Source organism: Streptomyces sp. NPDC014894, from assembly GCF_043080985.1.
Classification (GTDB): Bacteria; Actinomycetota; Actinomycetes; order Streptomycetales; family Streptomycetaceae; genus Streptomyces.
Genome location: NZ_JBIBWD010000015.1, coordinates 103,332 through 122,650, shown reverse-complemented (window position 1 = coordinate 122,650; position 19,319 = coordinate 103,332). Strand labels below are relative to the sequence as shown.

At 74.3% G+C, this 19,319-nt stretch carries 18 protein-coding genes; 9 read left to right on the top strand and 9 right to left on the bottom strand.

Annotated features, from left to right (window positions below; translation table 11 throughout):
* Positions 1-22 precede the first annotated feature (22 nt).
* Complete coding sequence (locus ACF089_RS29605; RefSeq protein ID WP_392033052.1) at positions 23-592, top strand: gamma carbonic anhydrase family protein; 570 nt, start codon at positions 23-25, stop codon at positions 590-592.
* A gap of 110 nt (positions 593-702) precedes the next feature.
* On the top strand, positions 703-1,929 hold the full coding sequence (locus ACF089_RS29600) for a cytochrome P450 (RefSeq protein ID WP_392033049.1): 1,227 nt from the start codon (positions 703-705) through the stop codon (positions 1,927-1,929).
* Positions 1,930-2,000: 71 nt separating this feature from the next.
* Here the strand turns inward: ACF089_RS29600 and ACF089_RS29595 are convergent, their stop codons facing one another.
* From ACF089_RS29595 to ACF089_RS29575, 5 genes are all read right to left on the bottom strand, one after another.
* Entirely contained in the window at positions 2,001-3,278 is a 1,278-nt protein-coding gene (locus tag ACF089_RS29595; protein ID WP_392033046.1) for a cytochrome P450, read from the bottom strand.
* Positions 3,275-3,889 (bottom strand): ATP/GTP-binding protein, encoded by a 615-nt coding sequence (locus ACF089_RS29590; protein WP_392033043.1) that lies wholly within the window; start codon positions 3,887-3,889, stop codon positions 3,275-3,277. The genes ACF089_RS29595 and ACF089_RS29590 overlap by 4 nt, the downstream gene beginning before the upstream one ends.
* Positions 3,870-4,229, bottom strand: coding sequence for a DUF742 domain-containing protein (locus ACF089_RS29585; protein ID WP_392033040.1), 360 nt, complete (start codon positions 4,227-4,229; stop codon positions 3,870-3,872). Before ACF089_RS29585 ends, ACF089_RS29590 begins: the two co-directional genes overlap by 20 nt.
* Positions 4,226-4,642, bottom strand: coding sequence for a roadblock/LC7 domain-containing protein (locus ACF089_RS29580; RefSeq protein ID WP_392033217.1), 417 nt, complete (start codon positions 4,640-4,642; stop codon positions 4,226-4,228). Before ACF089_RS29580 ends, ACF089_RS29585 begins: the two co-directional genes overlap by 4 nt.
* 128 nt (positions 4,643-4,770) lie before the next feature.
* Positions 4,771-6,396 carry an ATP-binding protein gene (locus tag ACF089_RS29575; protein WP_392033038.1) on the bottom strand — a complete coding sequence of 542 codons (1,626 nt, stop codon included), beginning with the start codon at positions 6,394-6,396 and terminating at the stop codon, positions 4,771-4,773.
* A 630-nt stretch (positions 6,397-7,026) separates the two neighbouring features.
* On the opposite strand from ACF089_RS29575, the gene ACF089_RS29570 reads away from it, so the two are divergent.
* Entirely contained in the window at positions 7,027-7,776 is a 750-nt protein-coding gene (locus ACF089_RS29570; RefSeq protein ID WP_392033035.1) for an acyltransferase, read from the top strand.
* 66 nt (positions 7,777-7,842) lie between these two features.
* Here ACF089_RS29570 and ACF089_RS29565 read toward each other — a convergent pair whose 3' ends face one another.
* Entirely contained in the window at positions 7,843-8,709 is an 867-nt protein-coding gene (locus ACF089_RS29565; protein ID WP_392033032.1) for an EamA family transporter, read from the bottom strand.
* Positions 8,710-8,801: 92 nt separating this feature from the next.
* Here ACF089_RS29565 and ACF089_RS29560 point away from each other — a divergent pair, with 92 nt between their 5' ends.
* Positions 8,802-9,374 carry a helix-turn-helix domain-containing protein gene (locus ACF089_RS29560; protein ID WP_392033029.1) on the top strand — a complete coding sequence of 191 codons (573 nt, stop codon included), beginning with the start codon at positions 8,802-8,804 and terminating at the stop codon, positions 9,372-9,374.
* 29 nt (positions 9,375-9,403) lie between these two features.
* Here ACF089_RS29560 and ACF089_RS29555 read toward each other — a convergent pair whose 3' ends face one another.
* Entirely contained in the window at positions 9,404-11,143 is a 1,740-nt protein-coding gene (locus tag ACF089_RS29555; protein WP_392033026.1) for an MFS transporter, read from the bottom strand.
* A gap of 99 nt (positions 11,144-11,242) precedes the next feature.
* Between ACF089_RS29555 and ACF089_RS29550 the strand changes: the two genes are divergently transcribed.
* Positions 11,243-12,049 carry a TetR/AcrR family transcriptional regulator gene (locus ACF089_RS29550; protein ID WP_392033023.1) on the top strand — a complete coding sequence of 269 codons (807 nt, stop codon included), beginning with the start codon at positions 11,243-11,245 and terminating at the stop codon, positions 12,047-12,049.
* On the opposite strand, the gene ACF089_RS29545 is transcribed toward ACF089_RS29550, so the two are convergent.
* Positions 11,982-12,425, bottom strand: a complete 444-nt coding sequence (locus ACF089_RS29545; protein WP_392033020.1) for a CoA-binding protein — start codon at positions 12,423-12,425, stop codon at positions 11,982-11,984. The genes ACF089_RS29550 and ACF089_RS29545 overlap by 68 nt on opposite strands.
* Positions 12,426-12,486: 61 nt before the next feature.
* Between ACF089_RS29545 and ACF089_RS29540 the strand changes: the two genes are divergently transcribed.
* Positions 12,487-13,113 carry a YigZ family protein gene (locus tag ACF089_RS29540; RefSeq protein WP_392033017.1) on the top strand — a complete coding sequence of 209 codons (627 nt, stop codon included), beginning with the start codon at positions 12,487-12,489 and terminating at the stop codon, positions 13,111-13,113.
* A 100-nt stretch (positions 13,114-13,213) separates the two neighbouring features.
* On the opposite strand, the gene ACF089_RS29535 is transcribed toward ACF089_RS29540, so the two are convergent.
* Positions 13,214-14,356 (bottom strand): YncE family protein, encoded by a 1,143-nt coding sequence (locus ACF089_RS29535; RefSeq protein WP_392033014.1) that lies wholly within the window; start codon positions 14,354-14,356, stop codon positions 13,214-13,216.
* A 527-nt stretch (positions 14,357-14,883) separates the two neighbouring features.
* Between ACF089_RS29535 and ACF089_RS29530 the strand changes: the two genes are divergently transcribed.
* From ACF089_RS29530 to ACF089_RS29520, 3 genes are read left to right on the top strand one after another with little or no spacing between them, the layout of a single operon-like run.
* Positions 14,884-16,056 carry an exonuclease SbcCD subunit D gene (locus tag ACF089_RS29530; RefSeq protein WP_392033011.1) on the top strand — a complete coding sequence of 391 codons (1,173 nt, stop codon included), beginning with the start codon at positions 14,884-14,886 and terminating at the stop codon, positions 16,054-16,056.
* The gene (locus ACF089_RS29525; protein WP_392033008.1) at positions 16,049-16,183 is read left to right on the top strand and encodes a hypothetical protein; all 135 of its coding nucleotides are present in this window, start codon (positions 16,049-16,051) and stop codon (positions 16,181-16,183) included. The genes ACF089_RS29530 and ACF089_RS29525 overlap by 8 nt, the downstream gene beginning before the upstream one ends.
* On the top strand, positions 16,180-19,227 hold the full coding sequence (locus ACF089_RS29520) for an AAA family ATPase (RefSeq protein WP_392033006.1): 3,048 nt from the start codon (positions 16,180-16,182) through the stop codon (positions 19,225-19,227). Before ACF089_RS29525 ends, ACF089_RS29520 begins: the two co-directional genes overlap by 4 nt.
* The last annotated feature ends 92 nt before the right edge of the window (positions 19,228-19,319 follow it).

Here is a 19,319-nt window from a genome sequence, read left to right as displayed (position 1 = left end):
CGCGCCGGGAGGGGAGCGGGCGATGACGGCAGAGGCGTGGATCGCGGGAGTGGGCGGCCGGGAGCCGAGGATCGCGGCGGCGGCGTTCACCGCCCCCACCTCGGTGGTCGTCGGCGAGGTCACCCTCGCCCCCGGGGCCAGTGTCTGGTACCAGGCGGTGCTGCGCGCCGACTGCGGCCCGATCGTCGTCGGCGCCGACTCCAACATCCAGGACAACTGCACGGTCCATGTCGACCCCGGCTTCCCGGTGACCGTCGGCGAACGGGTCTCCGTGGGCCACAACGCGGTGCTCCACGGCTGCACCGTCGAGGACGATGTGCTGATCGGGATGGGGGCGACCGTCCTCAACGGCGCGCACATCGGCGCCGGTTCGCTCGTCGCCGCCCAGGCGCTCGTACCGCAGGGCATGCGGGTCCCGCCGGGATCGCTGGTCGCGGGGGTGCCCGCGAAGGTCAGGCGCGAGCTGTCCGAGGAGGAGCGGGAGGGCATCACCCGTAACGCCGCCCTCTACCGGGAGCTGGCGAGGAGTCATGGCGAGGCGGCCCCGCTGCGGCGCGGCGAGACATCAGAGGGTGGAAACAGTCCGGAGTGAACCCGTAACGGTATGAAAAACAATCAGATTCGGCCAAGACCCATCTATACGTGGCCGATGAATGATCATTAACGTGGTGTGCGTACTCCGTTACCGCCGAGGGAGCGTTCATGGCCACCACCCAGCAGATTCCCGACATTCTGTCGCCCGAGTTCGCCGAGAACCCCTACCCGGTATACCGCGCGATGCGCGAGAGCGCCCCCCTCCTCTGGCACGAGCCGACCCAGAGCTATCTCATCTCCCGCTACGAGGACGTGGAGCGCGCCTTCAAGGACAAGGAGTCGCTCTACACCACCGACAACTACGACTGGCAGATCGAGCCCGTCCACGGCAAAACGATTCTCCAGCTCAGCGGGCGAGAACACGCGGTCCGCCGCGCCCTGGTCGCCCCCGCCTTCCGGGGAGCCGACCTGCGGGAGAAGTTCATTCCGGTCATTGAGCGCAACGCCGACGAGCTGATCGACGCCTTCCGCCACACCGGCGAGACCGACCTCGTCCACTCCTTCGCCACCCGCTTCCCCGTCAACGTCATCGCCGAGATGCTCGGCCTCGACAAGGCCGACCACGCCCGGTTCCACGGCTGGTACACCACCGTCATCGCCTTCCTGGGCAATCTCGCCGGGGACCCGGAGGTCGCGGCGGCGGGCGAGCGCACCCGGGTCGAGTTCGCCGAGTACATGATCCCGATCATCCGCGAGCGCCGTGACAGCCTCGGCGACGATCTGCTCTCCACCCTCTGCGCCGCCGAGGTCGACGGGGTGCGGATGAGCGACGAGGACATCAAGGCCTTCTGCAGCCTGCTGCTCGCGGCGGGCGGCGAGACCACCGACAAGGCCATCGCCGGCATCTTCGCCAATCTCCTCGCCCACCCCGAGCAGCTCGCCGCCGTCCGCGAGGACCGCTCCCTGATCGACCGGGCGTTCGCGGAGACCCTGCGCCACACCCCGCCGGTCCACATGATCATGCGTCAGACCGCCGCCGACGTCACCGTCAGCGGCGGCACCATCCCGGCCGGCTCCACCGTCACCTGCCTGATCGGCTCCGCCAACCGGGACCCCGAGCGCTACCGCGCGCCCGACACCTTCGACATCTTCCGCGACGACCTCACCGCCGCCACCGCCTTCTCCGCCGCCGCCGACCACCTGGCCTTCGCGCTCGGCCGGCACTTCTGCGTCGGGGCGCTGCTCGCCAAGGCGGAGGTGGAGATCGGGGTCGGCCGGCTCCTCGACGCGATGCCCGACCTCCGGCTCGCCGACGGCTTCGAGCCGACGGAACAGGGGGTGTTCACCCGGGGCCCGGCCTCCCTGCCGGTGCGTTTCACCCCGGTACGGGGCTGATCCGGCCGCGCCCCGCACCGCTCAGCGCGCCACCGGGGTGAGACGCACCGGGGCGAAGGGCCCCGTACCGCTCACCGTGCCACCGGAGTGAAGCGCACCGGGAGCGCGGTCAGCCCCCGCATCCAGATCGACGGACGCCAGGTCAGCTCCTGCGGCTCGACGGCGAGCACCACGTCCGGCAGCCGCTCCAGCAGGGTCTCGACCGCCGTACGGGCGATCACGTCGGCCAGCAGCGGCGCCGGGTAGGGACAGCGGTGCTCGCCGTTGCTGAAGGAGAGATGGGCCGAGTTCTCCGCGCCGATATGGCCCTCGGGCCAGATCTGCGGATCGGTGTTGGCCGCCGCGAGGCCCAGCACCAGGCAGTCCCCGGCCCGGATCTGCCGTCCGCCGAGCTGGGTGTCGCGCACCGCCCACCGGCCGATGAAGTTCTGGGTCGGGGTGTCCAGCCAGAGCACCTCGTTCAGCGCCTGGCCCACGCTCAGCCGTCCGCCGGAGACATTGAGCGCGAAACGGTCGTCGGTCAGCAGCAGCCGCAGCGAGTTGCAGATCCAGTTCGCGGTCGGCTGCTGGGCCGCGGCGATGATCGAGATCAGGTCCTGCACGATCTCGTCGTCCGTCAGCCCGGCCGGATGGGTGAGCATCCGCGAGGTGACATCCGGTCCGGGCGCGGCCCGCTTCTCCTTGACCAGCCGCTGGATCCGCTCCTGGACCCTGATGTACGCGGCCACCGGGTCGTCGCCCTCCCGGGCGTCCAGGGAGATCCGCAGATCGGTCACCAGATCCTCGGTGTCCTCGCTGCCGGCCGGCATTCCGCACATCTGGACGGCCGCCCGCATCGGCAGGGCGTGCGCGAACGAGGACATCAGCTCGGCCCGCCCGCTGCCCGCGAAGGAGTCGATCAGCTGATGGGCGATGGCCCGGCACCACTGGGCCAGCTCGAACTGGTCGACGCCCTCCTCCAGCGCCTGGGTGATCACACCGGCCCGGCGCTGGTGCTCGGCGCCCTCGGTGAACAGCACCGAGGGCTGATAGCCGACGAACGGCATCAGCGGCCAGTCGGGCGGGATGACCGGCCACTGGTTCCAGCGCCGGGAGTCCCGGGCGAACAGCTCGTCATGGCTGGTCACATAGCTGACCTCGGCATAGCCGAGCACCAGCCAGGCCGGAACGCCGCCGTCCAGCACGATCGGCGCGACCGCGCCGTGCTCCCGCCGCATGGCGCGGTACAGCTCCGACGGCGACTGCTGGAACTCCAGCCCGCTGAGCGGGATCGCGCCCTGATGGGCCGGGCAGCCCGGGGGCGGACCGCCCCCGGGCTGACGGGCATCGGATCCGGTGAGTTCGGTCATGGTGTCATCTCCCTGGCCCTGGCCAGTTCGCGAAGGTGGTCGACAAGACTGATCAGAACCTGCTTGCCGGACGAGCGGACCCGGGCGTCGCATTCGATCAGCGGCACATGGTCGGGCAGCGCCAGCGCCTGGCGGATCTCCTCCAGGGAGAAGGCCGCGTGGTCGCCGTCGAAACGGTTCACCGCCACCACGAACGGGGTCCGGTGGTGCTCCAGCCGGTCGACGGCGTACCAGGAGTCGCTCATCCGCCGGGTGTCGACCATGACCACCGCGCCGAGCGTGCCGGCGAACAGCCCGTCCCACAGGAACCAGAACCGCTCCTGGCCCGGCGCGCCGAACAAATAGAGGACCATGCGGTCGTTGAGGGAGATCCGGCCGAAGTCGAACGCGACCGTGGTCGTGGTCTTGGTGAGACCGGCCGGCTCGTCCACCCCGATGCCGGCCTGCGTCATCACCTCCTCGGTGTTCAGCGGACGGATCTCGCTGACCGACTTCACCAGAGTGGTCTTGCCGACCCCGAAGCCGCCCACGATGACGATCTTCAGTCCGGTGTCGGCCGACGCGGCCAGCGGTGTGCGTGTCGCGGGCAGTTCAGAGGTTACGGAGTCCATTGAGCACCTCCTCCAAGAGGGCAGAGTCGGGCAGATCGACGAGAGAGCGACCCGCCCGGGGGTGGCGAGCGGTGATACGCCCCGTCGACAGCAGATCGCCCAGCAGGATCCGTACCACGGTGATCGGCAGCTTCAGCTCGGCGGAGATCTCCACGAGCGCGGTCGGCTGCCGGCACAGCTCCAGAATGCGGACATGCTCCGACTGCATTCCGGGCGTCGGCCGGCATTCGCTGACGACCAGGGTCACCAGGTCGAACTTCTCGTCGTCGACGCGGCTGCGGCCTCCGGTGACGGTGTAGAGCCGGTCGGGGTCACCCAGATCGACGGGGCGGCGTGTCATGACAGCCGAGTCTCCGAGGGGGTGCGCGGTTCGGCTCGCAGATGCTCGCCGATCTGCTCGACCAGCTCGGTCATCTGGTGGCCGACGGCGCCGGGGTCGGCGCCGTCGTCGGCGACGACGGCCAGATGCGCTCCGGCCCCCGCCTCCACGATGAAGAGGAGTCCGCCGTGGAACTCCGTCATCGAGTGCCGTACGCCGCCGCTGCCGTTGCCGAACTCGACGGAGGCCCCCTGGGCGAGGGCCTGGATGCCCGAACAGATCGCGGCGAGCTGATCGGCCTGGTCGAGGGTGAGATGCGGGGTCCAGCAGAGCTTGAGCCCGTCCCGGGAGAGCACCAGGGCGTGCCGCGTGCCCGGCGTCCGGTCGAGCAGGCTTTCCAGTAGCCAGGTCAGGCTGTTGTCTGTGGTCTGCATGGTCTGCGTGGGCCCGGTGTCGCCGGACGGTCCGGTCACCGGCCCGTGCCTCCTGTCTGGCTTGAATACATGCGAAGGGTGTCTGTGCGGTGCGGACGCGGCCCCTGGCCGCCCCGCGCCGGTTGGCGCTAGCTCTCCGACGCCCCCTCGTCCTGAGCCTTGCGCGCGCGGTGGAAGGCGCCGAACTGGGTCCCCGCGTCCCGCGCGGGCGGCGGCGGCACGGGGGGCGCGGCGGGTCGCTCCGCCGGCCGGGTGCGGTCGGCGGCGGCCATGGTGCGCCCCGGCGGCCGCACGGGCAGCCCGCCCGGCGTCGCGCCCCGGGGCCCGCTCTGCTGCGCGGCCTGCGGAGCGCCGCGCCGGACGTCCTGCTGCCGCGGAACGGGAGCGGGGCTTACGGAGGGCTCGGGCGCGGGCTCGGCGAGGGCGGCGATCTGCGGCCGGGCGGTCTGCTCCGGCGCGGCCGTCCGGGGCTGGTGGAGCAGCTGCGGCGGGAAGAGCACCACGACGCCGGTGCCGCCGCGCGAGGAGGGCCGGAAGCTGACGCTCATGTTGTACTTGGCGGCCAGCAGACCGACCACGACGAGTCCCAGCCGGGTGCTCTGCAGATGGGCCAGGTCGTGGAAGCGTCCGGTGACGGCCTCCTCGGCGCGGCGCATGGCCGCGTCGGCCATCTTCAGCCCGCTGTCCTCGATGGTGACGACCAGTCCGGCCGTGCGCTCCTCGACATAGACATGGACCTCGTCGATCGGCGGCGAGAAGTTCGCCGCGTTGTCCATCAGCTCGGCCAGCAGATGCATCACGCCCTCGGCGGCGTAGCCCGCGACCGCGGCGTTGCTGGAGGAGTGCAGGCGGACGCGCTGGTAGGCGGCGATCCGGCCGACCGCGCCCCGCAGGATGGACTCCATGACGATGGGCTTGTTCCAGGCCCGGCTCGCCCGGCCGCCCATCAGCAGCGCCAGCCGGTCGGTCAGCAGACCGAGCTGCGAGGTGTTGTGATCGAGGGTCAGCAGATCCCCGAACACATCTTCGCCGTGACGATCCTGCATCTCGCGCAGTTCGGCGAGCATGCTCACGGCCTTGGCCTGAACCCGGCTCAGCACCTTGGCGCTCGCGCCCTGGGCGGCGGCGGCGCGCCGCTCGCTGAAGGCGAACTCCCGCACGATCGAGTCCAGGGCGACCCGCAGGCGCGGGTCGGACGGCTGGTCCAGCTCGGCGAGCGCGGTGCCCGCGGAGGCTCCGCCGCGCAGCCGCTCGATGGCGGCGGGCAGCGTGGTGTTGGTGAGCCGGTGCAGGTCGTCGGCCGACCTGGCCAGCTGCTGCGCGACATTGGCGCCCGCGGCCTCGGCCGCCGCCGCCCGTCGTCCGGAGGCCACCAGCTCGGCGGCGATCAGCTGGAGCATCCGCCGCAGCTGGGGGTCCGAGGGCGCGGGAGCCGCGCCGAGGGCGTGCTCCGCGCTCTCCCCGTCCCGTACCCGCTTGAGCACGGAGGGGAGGGTGACGTTCACCAGATGCGCCGACTCCGCGGCGGTCTGGGCCGAGTGCGCCTGGAGGGAGCGCAGCTCCCCGCCGGCGGCGGTGGCGGACGTGTACAGCCGCCGTGCGTTCAGGGTGGAGGCGGCCGTGCTGACGGCCAGCCAGGTCCAGGCGACCAGGACGGTGGCCGCGACCCAGCCGCGGGCCGGGGCGGGCGCCGCCGCGATCGCCGCGCCGCCGGCCGCCCCGGCCACCGCGACAGAGACCAGCGGGACGGCCACGGGGAGTGGCCGGGGTGTTCGTATTCTGCGCGGTTTGGGGGCGACTGGTGCTGACATGCGGTCCCTCGCTGCTCGAGTCCGGGGATGTACTGATGGGCCGACAGAAAAGCATCGACCGAACACAGGCACGGTCACCGAAAGTTGACGGTGATCTTCCGCACGTATGTTGCGCTCATGGTAGTCAGGTGCCATGGCCACCGAGTCCGGACGGGCCCCGGAGCCCGCAGAACGGTGGACTTAGTCCCGAAGTGACTGCTTGAGGCCCCTGGCCGTGATAACCGGTGAGTTCCGCAGGAATCCTTCGGGACTCCGGCGGAATCGCCCCCGGGAGCGGTCCCACACCGTTCGGCCCGGCCGATGGCCCGGGTCGACATCTCCCTCCTGATCCGGAGCAAAGCGACGTATTGGATGGTGAGATGGTGTCCCTGGGCATCGGTTTTCAGCCATCTGGCGCTGTTCCTGCGTCGGCCCGCTCCCGGAGAGAGGGCTTTCTTCGCCCGCGACGGGGTCCATGGGGTCCACGAGGTCGCCGCGACGGCTCCGGAGGCCCCGCTGCGAGGTCCGCCCGTGGGGCGAACATCACAGCTGAGGGCCCTGATCGGCCCAGGTCCCGCCGACTACCGTGAACAGGTGCCCAGAAACAGAAACACGTTCTCATCGCCTGCCCTGTGGTGGCGGAGAGCGCTCACCCGCGCCGTCCATCGCGGCTGGCGCTGGGCGCAGCGGGCCGGCTCCGTCACCGCCGAGCACCCCGGACGGCTGCGCTTCCGCCGGCTGGGCCACGGCACCCGGCTGGCCTTTCCGCAGGGCACCGTCTTCGGCGAGGCGTGGATCGAACTGGGCGACCACTGCATCATCGGCGAGCGGGTCACCCTCACGGCCGGCATGATGCCCGGCCTCGATCTGGGGGCCGAACCGATCCTGACCCTCGGCGACGGCGTGGTGCTGGGCCGCGGCAGCCATGTCATCGCCGACACCCGGGTCTCCATCGGCTCGGACACCTACTGCGGCCCCTACGTCTACATCACCTCCACCAACCACAGCTACGACGATCCGCACCAGCCGGTCGGCAAGCAGTGGCCGCGCACCGAGCCGGTGGAGATCGGCCCCGGCTGCTGGCTGGGCACCGGCGCGGTGGTGCTCCCGGGCGCGCGGCTGGGCCGCAATGTCGTGGTGGCGGCGGGAGCCGTGGTCCGCGGCGAGGTGCCCGACCACTGCGTGGTCGCCGGGGCCCCGGCCCGGGTCGTCCGCAGCTGGGACCCCGTCGACGGCTGGCGGCCCCCGCTGCGCACCCCCGCCCCCGTACCGCTCCCGGACGGCATCACCCCGGAGCAGCTGCTCGCCCTCGCGGAGCTGGAGAAGCCCGAGGGGCAGGGCTGAGAGGCCCCGAGGGGCAGGGCCGGGGCGGCCGGGGCCGGCGAGGCGTGCGCCCGGGCGGTCGGCGGGTCAGCCGGCGGCCAGCAGCACCGTGCCCATCAGGGCGAGCCCCGCGCCCGCCGCCTGGATCGCCCGTACCCGCTCCCTGAGCAGGACGAGCGCCGCCAGCACGGTCACCACCGGATAGAGGTTCGCCAGCACGGCGGCGACGGTGACCGGCCCGGCCTGCGCCGCGATCGAGTACGTGCCGTTGGCCGCCACGTCCGCCAGGCCCACGAAGGCCAGCGCCGGGAGCGCCGACCGTGCGACCCGCCGGCCGCCGTCCTCCGGCAGCGCCCGCCCGCCGCGCCGCACCGAGGCGTACAGCGCGGCCCCGCCGACCGCGACATTGGTGACCCGCTGGACGAAGAGAGCGAGGAAGAGCCCGGTCAGGGTGGCCGACGCCTCGGCGATCAGCGCCATCACCGCGCCGAAGCCGAGGGCGGCGACCAGGGTCAGCAGCACCGCCTGCCGCTGTACGGGGGCGCCGCGCAGCTCGGGGCCGCCCGCGAGGACGATGCCCGCCACCGCTAACCCCGCGCCGGCGAACTGGAGCAGCCCCGGCCGTTCGCCGAGCAGCAGTCCGACGCCGACGGGCACCGCGACGCCGAGCGAGCCCAGCGGCGAGACCACGCCCATCGGGCCGAGCGCGAGCGCCCGGTAGAAGCAGAGCATGGCCACCGGGCCGACGACGCCCGCGCCCACCGCGTACCAGAGCCGCGGCCCGGCCTCGCTCCACGCCGCCGTGGCCACGACGACCGCGCCGAGGACGACGACGGCCAGCGACTGGGAGACCACCACCACGGTCAGCGCCGGGGTGCGCCGCGTCAGCAGCCCGCCGCCGAAGTCGGCCAGCCCCCAGAGCAGGGCGGTGGCCAGGGCGAACACGGCGGTCATGGCGGCCTCGCAGTACAGTGTGATGAACCTTCGGGTTCAGCACACGGTAGTGCAAGATATTTGACCCTGCCATTCAATCCAATGGACGGAATGTGACGGACCTCGACCAGCTCACCCAGTCGCTCGCCCGTAATCTCAAGCGCCGGCGCGGCGAGCTGGGGCTGACGCTCGACGCCCTCGCCGCCCGTGCCGGAGTCAGCCGGGGCATGATCATCCAGATCGAGCAGGCCCGGACCAACCCCAGCGTCGGCACGACGGTCAAGCTCGCCGACGCCCTCGGCGTCTCCCTGATCACCCTGCTCGACGACGAGCGGAGCGCGCCGGTGCGGGTCACGCCGCCGGAGCAGGCGGTGCGGATGTGGTCCACCTCCACCGGAAGCTCCGCGAGACTGCTGGTCGGCGGCGAGCGGCGCGGGCCGCTGGAGCTGTGGGCCTGGCGGCTGATGCCCGGGGACGGCAGCGAGTCCGACGCCCACCCCGAGGGCACCGTCGAGCTGATCCATGTCACCGAGGGCGAGCTGACCCTGGTCGTGGACGGTGCGCCGTACGCCGTGCCGGCCGGGAGTTCTGTCTCGTTCGAGGCGAGCGCGCCGCACGGATACCGCAACGACGGCACGGCGGAACTGGCGATGACCATGGCCGTGTCGGTGCCGCCCGTCGGCTGATCCGCCGCCCGCGCCCGGGTCCGCCGGGCTCAGCCCTTCTCGCGGAACCGGTCCCGTACGGCCGAGGCGGCCCGCGCGCCGCCCGTCCACACGGCTCCCGCCAGCAGCACCAGCGCCCAGATCTTGCCCGCGCCGTAGAGCAGATCGTCGAGCCGCTCCTCCCGGCCGCCGCCGCTCACCAGCGTCTCGGCCAAGTCCTCGGTGAACAGGTCCGCGATCCAGGAGAGCCCGGTGAACGCCAGGGCGAGCTGGGCGGCCGTGAACAGCGCCAGATGCGCGCCCTGGCCCCGGGTGCGCCGCCGCGCCGGATCGGAGGGTTCCGACGCGCCCGGAAGGGACGGTTCCTGGCCGGGCTCCTCCGGTGCGGCGGCCCGGTGCTCCCGGGCCGACAGCCCCTGGGCCCGCAGCTCCCGGGCCCGCTGCTCCTCGGCGGCCCGGACCGTGCCGTCGGCGGCGTCCGGCCCGGCGGCCGGCCCGGTCGCCTCCCGCCTCTCCCGGGCGAGCGGCGCCGGGGGAGCGTCCGCGACGCCCAGACGCCGTACGGCGCGCGGCACCACCACCGCCCCCGCCAGCAGGGCCGCCGCCGTGACCAGGCAGGCGACCCGCCAGTCGGCGCCGTCGTACAGCACCCCCGCCCCGAGCGAACCGGCCAGCGCGCCCAGCAGACTCGCCGACTCGTACACCCCCATCCCGCGCCCGACCCGCTCCCCGGACGCCTCCGCGACGACCGCCTGCTGAATCGGCGTCACCGCCGCCCAGGCGAGCCCGCTCAGCACCCACAGCACCGCGATCGCGTACGGATTCGGGGCCCACGCCAGACCGGCCGCGAAGGCGGCGCTCGCCAGGGACGCGGCCGTCAGTACCCGCGACCGCCCGAACCGCACCACCACGGTGTGCAGCCGCTCGGCCGCCAGGCTCATCGCGATCGCCCCCGGCAGGAAGACGAACGCGATCTCGGTCACGTCCAGGCCGAAACCGCGCTGGAGGTGCAGAAGCAGCAGCAGGGAGACCGCCGCCTCGGCCGTCGTGGTGAACGCCACGGCCAGCAGCATGGGCCGCAGCCTGCGCCCCACCGCGCCGAGCCCGGCCGCCGCCGCGCCCGCGCCCGCGCCCGCACCCGACGCCGCGCCCTCGCCCGGCCAGCCCCGCCCGTCCGGCCCCTCCCGTCCCGCCCGTCCCTCCGGTGCCGCCGCCGCGTCCTTCCGTCCCGGGGCGCGCAGCAGCACCACCGAGGCGACGGCGCACGCCGCCGCGCACGTCAGGAAGACGCCCCGGTGGTCGATGAGCCCGATGAGCGTCATCCCCGCGACGAACGCCACCCAGGAGCCGGTCTCCTGCGAGGCCAGCAGCCGGGCGAAGACGGCCGAGTCGACCGCCAGCCGCTCGCTGACCATCGCCCGCACCGCGACCCACAGCAGCGCGCCGCCCGCTCCGCCCACCGCGGCGGCCGCATAGGCCGCCGGGGCGCTCCCCGCCAGGGCGTACCCCGCGGCCGACAGCGCGTACAGCGCCGCGCCGGCCGCCGCCACGGTCTTCCGCTCGTAGCGGTCGGCGAGCACCCCCGCGACCGGCCGCATGATCATCGACAGCGCCATCTCGACGGCCAGCAGCAGACCGATCTGCGTGGCGCTCAGCCCGAGGGCCGCCCCCGCCCACAGCGGCAGCACGAAGTCGATCAGCTCATTGGGCCCGTGGGTGAGCGTCGCCGCGAGCAGCGCGCCGCGCTCCCGCCGCTGTGGCGCACGGTGATCCGGTCCGGCCCCCGTCATCCTGTTCCCCCCATAACTCCGAACAGCGTTCGAGTAACTCCGAACGATATACTGAGTTTCCGTACGGCCGCAAAGAGCAAGCACGGCAGGGGTGTTCCGATGGCACAGCCGCTCAGCGGGCCGCAGGCGCGGCGCGCCCTCGAACTGCTCTGGACCGATCCCCGGCGGGGAGCCCGCGGGCCCGAGCGCGGTCTCACCACTGCCCGGATCGTCGAGGTCGCGCTCGAACTCGTGGAGGCGGAGGGGCTGGACGCCCTCTCCATGCGGGCCGTGGCCGCCCGCCTCGGCATCGGGACCGCGTCCCTCTACACCTATCTGCCGGGCCGGGCCGAGCTGGAGGCGCTCATGCTCGACGCGGTCGCCATCGGCCCGGTGCTGCCGCACGAATGGCCCGGCGACTGGCGGGCGAAGCTGGAGGCGTGGGCCCGGGACGACTGGCACGCGATCCGCGAGCGCCCCTGGACCCTGCTGCTCGGCTCGGGCGAACAGCTCCCGGGCCCCCGGATGCTGCGCTGGCTCGACTCAGCGCTGATGATCTTCGACGGCACCGGTCTGAGCGAGGGGGAGAAGCTGGCCGCGATCGAGTCCGTGGACGCCTATGTCCGCGGCCTCGCCCGGCTGCACCTGGAGGACGGTGCCCCGGGCTCCGGGCGGCGCGCGGGCGAGGAGCCGGCGGGGGAGGGGGACGGCGGGCGGCAGCGCGACGAGATCCTCGGACGGCTGGTCGACTTCGACCGCTATCCGGCGCTGCGGCGCGCGCTCGCCGCCGGAGCCGTCCCCTTCTCCGGCGACCGCTTCGACTTCGGGCTGGCCCGGCTCCTCGACGGGATCGCCGGGCTCATCGAGAGCCGGGAGCCTCCCGCCGCTCCAGAGCGCCGATCTCAATCGCCGGGCAGCGGTCCATGACCATGTCAAGACCGGCCGCGCGGGTCCGCTCGTACGCCTCCTGATCGATCACCCCGAGCTGGAACCAGACCGCCTTCGCGCCGATCGCGACCGCCTCGTCCGCGACCCGGCCGGCGAGATCGGAATTGACGAAGACGTCCACCACGTCGACGTCGAAGGGGATGTCGGCGAGGGAGGCGTAACCCCGCTCGCCGCCCACCGGCTCCGCCTTGGGGTGCACCGGCACCACCCGCTTGCCGAACCGGCGCAGCACCTCCGCCACCCCGTACGCCGCCCGCGACTCGTTGTTGGACAGACCCACCACCGCCCAGGTGTCGCCGGTCGAGGTCAGGATCCTGCTGATCGTCTCGGGGAGTGCACCCGTGTCCGCGTCCATGCCAGGACAACGGGCGACCCGCGCGGAGCATTCCCCTCCGCCCGCCGCATAGGGTGGCCGGATGCAGGAGCAGTACCGGACGGTGGCCCGCGAGGGCGTGTACGAGACAGAGATCAACCGATCGCGCTTCATCTGCGCGCTCGCCCCCGCCGCGACCGAGGAGGAGGCCCAGGCCTTCGTCGCCCGGATCCGCGGGCAGCACCCGACCGCCACCCACAACTGCTTCGCGTACGTCATCGGGGCCGACGCCTCCGTGCAGAGGGCGAGCGACGACGGCGAACCGGGCGGCACCGCCGGGGCGCCCATGCTCCAGATGCTCACCCGCCGGGAGATCCGTTACGCGGCGGCCGTCGTCACCCGCTACTACGGCGGGGTGAAGCTCGGCGCGGGCGGGCTGATCCGGGCGTACGGGGGAGTGGTCGGCGAGGCCCTGGACGCGCTCGGCACCCTCGTCCGCCGGCGCTTCCGGCTCGTCACCGTCACCGTCGACCACCAGCGCGCCGGAAGGCTGGAGAACGATCTGCGGGCGACGGGCCGTGCCGTGCGCGAGGTGCGGTACGCGGAGGCCGTCACGATCGAGATCGCGCTCCCCGACGCGGAGGTCGGCGCGTTCCGGGCGTGGCTGGCGGACGCGACCGCCGGGACGGCCGTGTGCGCGGTGGGCGCGGAGGCGTACGGCGACGCCTGAGCCGCGCGTCCCGCTGCCGGGGGCGGTCGGCGGCCGCCCGGCGGAAGCCGCGGCCGCCGTGGCCGCCCGGACGATCTCGATGCCCGCGGAGACGATCGGCTCACCGCAGGACGGCGATCCCCAGCGGCCGTTCGCCGCCCGGCAGCCGGCGGGCGTCCCCGTCGGCGAGGTCCACGACCGTGATCCCGTTCCAGTGGCCGTCGCGGGTGAACCCTCCGGTGACGTACGCGGTCCCGCCGTCCGCCGACACGGCGACGTCCTCATGGGGACCGTCGAGCGGAATCACCCGCTCCGTCCCGTCCTTCGCGCGGACCGTGAGCGACGCCTCCGCGTCGTCGGAGCCGATCGGGCCGGTGCCGACCACGAGCAGCGTCCCGTCGGGAGCGAGCGCCGCGCCGTGCTGATGCGTGTTCGCGGTCATCCGCTCCACGGAGACCCGGCCGGTGCGCGGATCGAGCACGGCCAGCCGCTCGCCCTCGAAGGGCAGCAGCAGCCGCCCGTCCGCCCGTACCGCCGCGTAGTGCGGTTTGAGCCAGGAGCCCAGACCGCCCTCGGTGCCGTACGGCGCGACCTCGAAGGTCCGGGCGTCCAGCGAGTCCGCCCGGAGCGCGGTGACGTCGAAGGAGTCGTGATTGGTCGCGTACACCTCACGCCCATCGGGGGAGACGTCCACGTCGAAGGGCCGCCGGCCGACCGGTACGACGTCGGTGACCTCCAGGCTCCCGGTGTCGATCACCTCCAGCACCCCCGGCCCGTCCGGCACATTGACCCCCGCGTACACCCGCCGTCCGTCCGGGGACAGCGCGATGCCCATCCCGCCGCCGCGGTACTCCCCGTCGGTCACCGGTCCGGTCGCGGTCCGGTACGGCACCCGGCCCAGGCTCTTCCGGGCGCGGGTGTCCACCACCGCGACGCCCTCGGCCGTCGCCACCCAGGCCCGGCCGTCCGCCCCGACGACGAGACCGTACGGAGCCGTCCCCACCCGCACCGAGGCGAACGGGCCGCGCTCGGGGTGGAGGAAGGTGACGGTGTCGCCGCCGAAGTCGGCCACGAGCAGGGCGCCCGCCGGGGTGGCCCCGCCGGGGTCCACCGGAACGGGCGCGGACGCGGACGGGGACGCGGCCCCGGTCCGCTCCGGCGCGGAGGAGGCCGGGGGCTCCGGCGCGGCGGCCCCCGCTCCGGAACCGCAGCCCGCCAGCAGCATCGCCAGAACCGGGCCCACGACCAGCGCCCGGCGGTTCACCGGACGCTCCGCGACGGCTCGTCCCGGACCTCGGCGGCCGGCGCGGACCGGTGGTGATGATCGTCGTTCACGGACCCTGCTCTCCTCGACGGACACAGAAACAGAAGCGAGTACGGCGGGCGCACGGGGGCGTACGCGTCACGCGTACGAGCGGCGACGGGCGCCCGCCGCCCTCTCGTCCGCCGCCGTTCTCCATCCTGCGCCACCGCCCGCCCGCAGCCCCTCGCCGGACCGGACGCCTCCGCCGCGCCGGACGGCGTACCCCGGGGTCGGCCGATCGGACGACGCGCCCGCGCCGCGACGATGCTGTGCCCGCGCCCGAGCGCCCCGGCCCCGCTCACCCGCGCCCGAGCGCCCCGGCGGCGCCCGCCCGTGCCCCGGCCGGGAGAGCCGTCTTCTCCGAGGTCCGTGCCGGACCGGCCGCGCATCAGCGCTAGCGTGGTGGGTGCCGACGGGGGCGCACCCGTGCCGGGCGGGCGCTGAAACCAGGGGCGGAGAATGGGAAACATGCAGGTCGGAGCCGTCTCTTGAGACTTCTGCACACATCTGACTGGCATCTGGGGCGGTCCCTGCACCGAGTGAGCATGCTGGAGGCCCAGGCCGCGTTCCTCGATCACCTTGTGATCACCGTGCGCGACCGCGAGGTGGACGCCGTGCTGGTGGCGGGGGACGTCTACGACCGCGCCGTACCGCCCCTCGCGGCGGTCGAACTCTTCGACCGGGCCCTGCACCGGCTCGCCGCCGAGGGCGTGCCGACCGTGATGATCTCCGGCAATCACGACTCGGCCCGCCGGCTCGGCGTGGCGGCCGGTCTGATCGAGCGCGTCGGCATCCATCTGCGGACCGACCCCGCGAACTGCGCCGCCCCCGTCCTCCTCGCCGACGACCACGGCGAGGTGGCCTGCTACGGCCTGCCCTACCTCGAACCCGCCCTGGTGAAGGACGAGTTCCGGGCCGAGAAGGCCCACCACGAGGCCGTCCTCGGCGCGGCCATGGACCGCGTACGCGCGGATCTCGCCACCCGTGCCCCCGGCACCCGCTCACTGGTCCTCGCCCACGCCTTCGTCGCGGGCGGCGAGGCGAGCGACAGCGAGCGCGACATCACCGTCGGCGGGGTCAGCGCCGTGCCCGCGGGCGTCTTCCACGGTGTGGACTACACGGCCCTCGGTCATCTGCACGGCAGCCAGACCATCACCGAGCGGGTGCGCTACTCGGGCTCGCCCCTCGCGTACTCCTTCTCCGAGGCCGCCCACCGCAAGACCATGTGGCTCGTCGACCTCGGGCCCCGGGGCGAGATCGCCGCCGAGCGCGTCGACTGCCCCGTGCCCAGACCGCTGGCCCGGTTGCGCGGAACCCTCGCCGAACTGCTCGACGACCCCGCCCTGGAGCGGCACCGGGACTCCTTCGTCGAGGCAGTCCTCACCGACCGGGCCCGCCCCGCCGATCCGATGGCCCGGCTCGCCGAGCGCTTCCCGCACACCCTGAGCCTGGTCTTCGAACCCGACCGCGCGGCCGAGGACGCCTCCGTGTCGTACGCCCAGCGGCTGCGGGGCCGGGGCGACCAGCAGATCGCGGAGGACTTCGTCAGCCATGTACGCGGCGAGGGGCCCGACGAACGGGAGCGGACCGCGCTGCGGGACGCCTTCGAGGGCGTACGGGTGGACGAGACGCTGCACGAGGGAGCGAACCGCCGTGCCTGACACCAGCACCGCCGGTCGCGCCGGATTCCTGGGCGCCGTCGCCGACCGGCCCGGCGCCCCCGCTGTCGCCACCGCCGCCACCGCCGTCGCCCCCGTGGCCCCGAACGAGGCCGAGGTCGCCCGATGAGACTGCACCGACTCCACCTCAACGCCTTCGGACCCTTCGGTGCCGCCCAGGACATCGACTTCGACGCCCTCTCCGGCGGCGGGATCTTCCTGCTCCACGGGCCGACCGGCGCGGGCAAGACCTCCGTGCTCGACGCCGTCTGCTTCGCCCTGTACGGAGCCGTCCCCGGCGCGCGGCAGAGCCCCGGGGCCTCCCTGCGCAGCGATCACGCCCGCCCCGGAGTCTTCACCGAGGTCCTCCTCGAACTGACCGTCGGCGGCCGGCGGCTGGAGATCCGGCGACGCCCCGCCCAGCCCCGCCCCAAGAAGAACGGCAAGGGCTTCACCACCGAGCGGGCCCAGAGCTGGCTGCGCGAGTACGACGCCGAGAGCGGCGACTGGCGGGCGCTCAGCCGCTCCCACCAGGAGATCGGCGAGGAGCTGGCCCAGCTCGTCGGCATGAGCCGCGACCAGTTCTGCCAGGTCGTGCTGCTGCCGCAGGGCGACTTCGCCCGCTTCCTGCGCGCGGACGCCGAGGCCCGGGGCCGGCTGCTGGGCCGGCTCTTCGACACCCGGCGCTTCGCCGCCGTCGAGGAGCGCCTCGCCGAGCGGCGCCGCTCCGCCGAGGCCCGGGTGCGCTCCGGGGACGAACGAATCCTCGCCCTCGCGCACCGGATGGAGCAGGCGGCCGGCCCGGCCGCCGGGGACTGGCCGCCGCCCCGGCCGCAGCCCGGCGACCCCGGACTCGCCGCCGCCGTCCTCCACTGGGCCGCGATCGCCCGCGCCGGCGCGTACGAGGGCCGGGACATCGCCGAGTGCGCGGTCGACGCGGCCGAGGGCCGGCAGGCCGCCGCCCGGAACGCGCTGGACGAGGAGCGCGAACTCGACCGGCTCCAGCGGCGGCACGAGGAGGCCCGCCGCCGTCAGCAGGCCCTGGAGGCCCGCCGGGCGGAGTGCGAGTCGCTCCGGGACCGGCTGGAGACGGCCCGCCGGGCCGACCGGGTGGCCCCCGCGCTCCGGCTGCGGGACGACGCCGAACGCGAACGCCGCACCGCCGCCGACCGATACGCCCGCCTCCGGGACCGGCTTCCCGCCGACCTCGCCGACGCGGGCGCGGAACACCTCGCCGAGGTGGAGCGGCGGCTCCGCCAGGACCTGGGCGGCCTCGAAGCCGCGCGCGGCGCGGAACGGCGCGCGGACGAGATCACCCGCGAACGCGCCGAGCTGGACCGGGAGGCCCGTGCCGACGACGACGTCCGCCAGGACGCGGAGGGCTGGCTCGCCGGCTGGGACGCCCTCCGCCACGGACACCGCGAGCGCATAGCGGCGGCCCAGGACGCGGCCACCCGCGCCGAGCATCTCGCGGGCCGCCTCGAACCCGCCCGGCTGCGGCTGCGCGCCGCCCGGGAGCGCGACCGGCTCACGGCCGAGGCCGCCGAGGCCGGGGCCCGGCTGAGCGCGGCCCGGGACACCGCGGCCGAGGCCCGGGAGAGCTGGCTCGACCTCAAGGAGCGGCGGCTGCTCGGGATGGCGGCGGAGCTGGCCGCCTCGCTCACCCCCGGCGAGCCCTGCGGCGTCTGCGGCTCCGCCGACCACCCCGCCCCCGCCCCCGACTCCGGCGCGCGGGTCGACCCCGCCCAGGAGGAGTCCGCCTACGCCGCCCACACCCGCGCCGACGCCGCCCGCTCCGCCGCCGAACGCGAACTCGCCGTACTCGCCGAGTCATCGACCGCGGCCGCGGACCGCGCCCGCACGGACCCGGACGGCGGTACGGGGCGGGAAACGGACCCCGATCCCTCCGCGTTCGCGCTGGAGGAACTCGTCGGGCGGCTGGAACGGGAGCACCGGGAGGCCCAGTCGCTGGCCTCGGGCGCGCACGCGGCCCGGGAGGCGCTCGACCGCGCCGAGCGGGAACACGGCGAACGGCTCGCGGTACGACAGGAGGCCGAGCGCCGGGCCGCCGCCCGGACCTCGCGCCGCGAGGCGCTGGAGCGTGAACGGGCCGGCCTCGCGCGGGAGCTGGCGAAGGTCCACGACGGAGCCGGCACGGTCGCCGAGCACGCGGCCCGGCTGGAGCGGCGGGTCCGGCTGCTCGCCGAGGCCGCCGAGTCCGCCCGGGACGCCGACGCCGCCGTACAGCGGCTCAAGGACGCCGACGGCCGGCTCGCCGACGCCGCCTTCCGGGCCGGATTCGACACCCCGGCCGCCGCCGCGGGCGCGGCCCTCGCCGACCGGGAACAGCGCGACCTCCAGCACCGCGTCGACGACTGGCGGACCGAGGCCGCCGCCGTCGCCGACCGGCTCGCCGAACCGGAGCCCCGCGCCGCCGCGGACCGCCCGCCCGCCGATCCGGGAGCCGCGCTCGCCGCCCACGACACGGCCGAGCGGGCGCTGCGCGCGGCCGCGTCCGTCCGCGACACCGCGCACCACCGGTGCGCCGAACTGGTCCGGCTGTCCCGGCAGACCGCCGCCGAGGTCGCCGGGCTCGGCCCGCTGCGCGAGGAGTACGACCTGGTGGCCGGGCTCGCCGGACTCACCGCGGGCACCTCGGCCGACAACGAACGGCGGATGCGCCTGGAGTCGTACGTCCTGGCGGCCCGCCTCGAACAGGTCGCCGCGGCGGCCACCGTACGGCTGCTGCGGATGTCCTCCGGCCGGTACACCCTGGTCCACTCCGACGCCCGCTCCGGCGGCAAGCGATCGGGCCTCGGGCTCCATGTGGTCGACTCCTGGACCGGGAGCGAGCGCGACACCTCGACCCTCTCCGGCGGCGAGACGTTCTTCGCCTCGCTCGCCCTGGCGCTGGGCCTGGCCGATGTGGTCACCGAGGAGGCCGGAGGCGTACGGCTCGACACCCTCTTCATCGACGAGGGCTTCGGCAGCCTGGACGAACAGACCCTGGACGAGGTCATCGACGTCCTGGACTCCCTGCGGGAACAGGACCGCAGCGTCGGCATCGTCAGTCATGTGGCCGATCTGCGCCGCCGTGTCCCCACCCAGCTGGAAGTGGTCAAGGAACGCGACGGGTCCGTGGTCCGCCTCCGGACGGCACCGCTCGGCGACTGACGGGCCGGGCGGGTCGAGCCGCCGGGCGGACCGGGCGGGTCGGGCGGACCGGGTAGGTCGGGCGGACCGGGCGGCGCGCCCGGTCGTTGACC